Source organism: Lachnoanaerobaculum sanguinis (genome assembly GCF_033242365.1).
Lineage (GTDB): Bacteria > Bacillota > Clostridia > Lachnospirales > Lachnospiraceae > Lachnoanaerobaculum > Lachnoanaerobaculum sanguinis.
In genome coordinates this window covers 1-4,760 of record NZ_BTHK01000033.1, presented here as the reverse complement: position 1 = coordinate 4,760, position 4,760 = coordinate 1, and the positions used below count along the sequence as shown (strand labels likewise).

The 4,760-nt window shown below is 42.5% G+C and carries 1 protein-coding gene; it reads left to right on the top strand.

Annotation, left to right across the window (positions count from 1 at the left end; genetic code table 11):
• Positions 1 to 4,760: MucBP domain-containing protein (locus tag SBH76_RS13300; RefSeq protein WP_317978155.1), on the top strand; the 4,760-nt coding region annotated here is incomplete at both ends.

The following is a 4,760-nucleotide window of genomic DNA, read 5'->3' as shown; positions in this document are numbered from 1 at the left end:
GGAGCACCTTCAGCGACATCGCCAACAGCTACAGGTGATACAACAGTTACATATCAAACAGCACCACAGACAGTAACCTACAGATACAGACGAAAAGATGCTGCAAATATAACAGTAAACCACTATGAAGTGGGAGGAAGTACCCAGCTTTATACACCTGCAGGAGCGGCTGCACCAAGTGCGGAGACAATCTCGGGAGCAGGAAAGCTTGGAACAACACAAAATCTTACTAACAGAGCTGCAGATATTGCAAACTACGAGTATGTAAGTACAGATGTTACCGGAGCAACAAGTGCAACAACACCGACATCGACAGGTGCAACAACACTTACTCACGGAACAAGCCCACAGACAGTAACTTATTACTATAAGAGAAAGAATGCGGGAGACGTTATAGTACATCACTATGAGCTAGGAACAACAACACAGCTTGTACCTGATGTAACATTAAACGGAACTAATAAGCTTGGATTGACATATACAACAACAACACAGACAATTCCAAACTTTACAGTAGTAACAGTGCCGTCAAACCAAAACGGTACATACCAACCTGGAACACAGACGGTAACTTACTACTACAAGAGAAATGATGCAGGAAATGTTATAGTAAACTTTGTAGAGCAGGGAACAAATACTCCGCTTAAGAGTCCTGTTACAATGAACGGAGCAGGAAAACTTGGTTTACCATATACAACAACACCTGATACATTCGCAAACTATGAGCTTGTAAGTGCAACACCTACAAACCATACAGGAAACTATCCGCCGGCAGGAAGTGATATCACTGTAACTTATGTTTACAGAAGAAAGAATGCCGGAAATATCACAGTCAACCACTATGAGGTTGGAACAACAAATCAGCTTTACAAACCGGCAGGAGCTGCGACAGCAGGACCTGAAAACTTTAACGGAACAGGAAAGCTTGGATTAAGGGAGAACTTAACAAATAAGGCGGCAGATATAGCCAACTACGAGTATGTAAGCGTAGATGTAACAGGAGCAAGCGGTGCAAGCACACCAACAGCTACAGGTGATACAAACGTTACATATCAGACAGGAAATCAGGTAGTGACATACAGATATAAGCGTAAAGATGCGGCAAATATTACAGTACATCACTACATTGACGGAACAACAACAGAACTTTACACACCGGCAGGAGCAACGTCTCCGGGACCTGAGACAATAAACGGAAGTGGAAAGTTAGGACTTACAGAAAACCTTACAAACAGATCGGCAGATATAGCAAACTATGAGTTTGTAGGAGTGGATGTAAGCGGAGCTGCAAGTGCAACAACCCCAAGTGCAACAGGAGCAACAACTCTTACACATGGAAATACAGCACAGACAGTAATCTATAAGTACAGAAGAAAGAATGCAGGAAATATCGTAGTTAACCATTATGAGGTAGGCGGAAGTACACAGCTTTACACACCTTCAGGGGCAGCGGCACCAAGTGCACAGACCTTTGACGGAACAGGAAAGCTTGGACTTGTTGAAAACCTTACAAACAAGGAAGCCGATATAGCCAACTACGAGTTTGTAAATGTGGAAGTAACTGCGGCACCGGGAGCAAGTACCCCGACAGCCACAGGAGCTACAGGAGTTACATACAGAGCAGGAACTCAGACAGTAACATATAGATACAGAAGAAAGAATGCAGCAAATATAACAGTACATCACTACGAGGTAGGAACAACAACAGAGCTTTACACACCTGCAGGAGCGGCTGCACCAAGTGCAGAGACAATCTCAGGAGCAGGAAAGCTTGGAACAAATGAAAACCTTACAAACAAGTCGGCGGATATAGCAAACTTTGAATATGTAGGAATTGATGTAAGCGGAGCACCAAGTGCAACAAGCCCAAGTAGCACAGGAGCAACAACCCTTACACATGGAAACAATGCACAGACAGTAATCTATAAGTATAAGAGAAAAGATGCAGGAAATGTTATAGTAAACTTTGTAGAGCAGGGAACAAACACTCCACTTAAGAGTCCTGTTACAATGAACGGAGCAGGAAAGCTTGGTCTAGCTTATACAACAACACCTGATACTTTCGCAAACTATGAGCTTGTAAGTGCAACACCTGCAAACCATACAGGAAACTATCCGAATGCAGGAAATGATATCACCGTAACTTATGTATATAAGCGTAAGAACTCAGGAAATATCACAGTAAATCACTACGAGGTAGGAACAACAAATCAGCTTTACAAACCGTCAGGAGCGGCAGCACCAAGTGCACAGACTTTCGACGGAACAGGAAAGCTGGGACTAAGTGAGAACCTCACAAATAAGGAAGCAGATATAGCCAACTATGAGTTTGTAAATGTAGATGTAACAGGAGCGGCAGGTGCAAGCACACCGAATGCAAGCGGAGATACTACAGTTACATACCAGACAGGAAATCAGGTAGTAAACTATTACTACAAGAGAAAAGATGCTTCAAATATAACAGTACATCACGTAGAGGATGGAACAACAACAGAGCTTTACACACCTGCAGGAGCTGCCGTCCCAAGTGCAGAGGTTATCTCAGGAGCAGGAAAGCTTGGAACAAATGAAAACCTTACAAACAAGTCGGCAGATATAGCAAACTATGAGTTTGTAAGCGTGGATGTAAGCGGAGCGCCAAGTGCCACAACCCCAAGTGCAACAGGAGCAACAACCCTTACCCATGGAAACAGTCCACAGACTGTTATCTATAAGTACAGAAGAAAAGACGTTGGAAATGTTATAGTTCACCATTACGAGCAGGGAACAACAACCCCTGTATCACCTGATGAGAACTTAAGCGGAGTAGGAAAGTCAGGACTTACATATACAACAAGCCCTGCAACAGTAGCAAACTACACAGTAGTAAATACAACACCTACAGACCACACAGGAACATATCCAAATACCGGAACAACAGTAGTAACATATGAGTACAAGAGAAACGATGCAGGAAATGTTATAGTACATCACTACGAGGATGGAACAACAACACCGCTCGTACCTGATATCACAATGAACGGTACAGGAAAGCTCGGACTTCCATATACAACTACAGATCAAAATATTCCGAACTTTACACTGGTGAGCACACCGGCAAATCAGAACGGAACATATACAACCGGTAATCAGACAGTAACTTATTACTATAAGAGAAATGATGCAGGAAATGTATTGGTACACCACGTAGAGCTGGGCACAACAACATCAGTAGCCCCTGATGAGACATTAAACGGTGCCGGCAAGGCAGGCTTACCATATACAACAAATGCAGCAACAGTAGCAAACTACACAGTAGTAAGCACAACCCCGACAGATCATACAGGAACATATCCTAGTACAGGAACAACAGTAGTAACATATGAGTATGTAAGAAACAATGCAGGAGATGTAGTAGTACACCACTATGAAGAGGGAACTACAACACCGCTTGTACCTGATACCACAATGAACGGAACAGGAAAGCTTGGATTACCATATACAACTACAGAGCATAGTATTCCGAACTTTACATTGGTAGCCCAGCCGACAAATAAGAACGGAACCTATACTACAGGAAACCAGACTGTAACTTATTTCTATAGAAGAAATGATGCAGGAAATGTATTAGTACATCACGTAGAACTGGGAACAACAACATCTGTATCACCTGATGAAAACTTAAGTGGTGCAGGCAAGTCAGGACTTCCTTATACAACAAGCCCTGCAAATGTAACAAACTTTACAGTAGTAAGTGCGACACCGACAGGACATACAGGAACATATCCTGCTACAGGAACAACAGAAGTAACATATCTTTACACAAGAAATGATGCTCAGAGTATAACTGTAAAATATGTAGAACAGGGAACAGGAACACCTCTGGATACAGATGATGTAATGGGAGGAGTCGGAAAACTCGGCCTTCCATACACAACAACAGAGAAGAACATTCCTAACTACGAGTTGGTAGCACAACCTGCTAATAAGAACGGAACATATACAAATACACCACAGACAGTAATCTATGAATATAGAAGAATGCCTGCCGGAGATGTGACAACCATATATGTAGATGAGGACGGAAATGAGATAGATATACCTGAGACCCAAAACGGAACAGGAAAGCTCGGCCTTCCATACACAACTACATCAAAGACAATACCGAACTTCACATTAGTGAGTGTACCGCCTAACGCAACAGGAACATTCACACCAGGCCCACAGACAGTAACCTATGTATATAGAAGAGCTGATGCGGGAGATGTAACCGTATACCACAAATCAGTATATGATAACAGCGACTTAAGCACACCGACAGTACTTGACGGAAGCAGAAAGCTGGGATTACCATATACAACAACGCCGGAGACATACTCAGACTATGAGATAGATACAGTACCGTCTAACGCAACAGGAACATTTGTAAGCGGAAGCCAAACTGTAACATATCTATATAAGAGAAAGCAATCAGGCGGAGTAACAGTAAATTATCTGGACAATCATGGAAACAGAATTGAGACACCTGATACAATAACAGGAACAGATAATGTAGGCTTGCCATACACAACAACCCCGAAGGTTATACCTAATTACACACTTATAGTAGTACCGGGTAACGCAAACGGAACATTTACAGTAGATCCTATAACTGTAAACTATATCTATAAGCGTGATGATGCGGGAGATGTTGTAGTAGAGCATATAGATGAGAACGGAAATGTACCTTTAGAGAGCCCTGAGGTACTTGACGGAAGAGAGAAACTTGGAGAGAACTATAC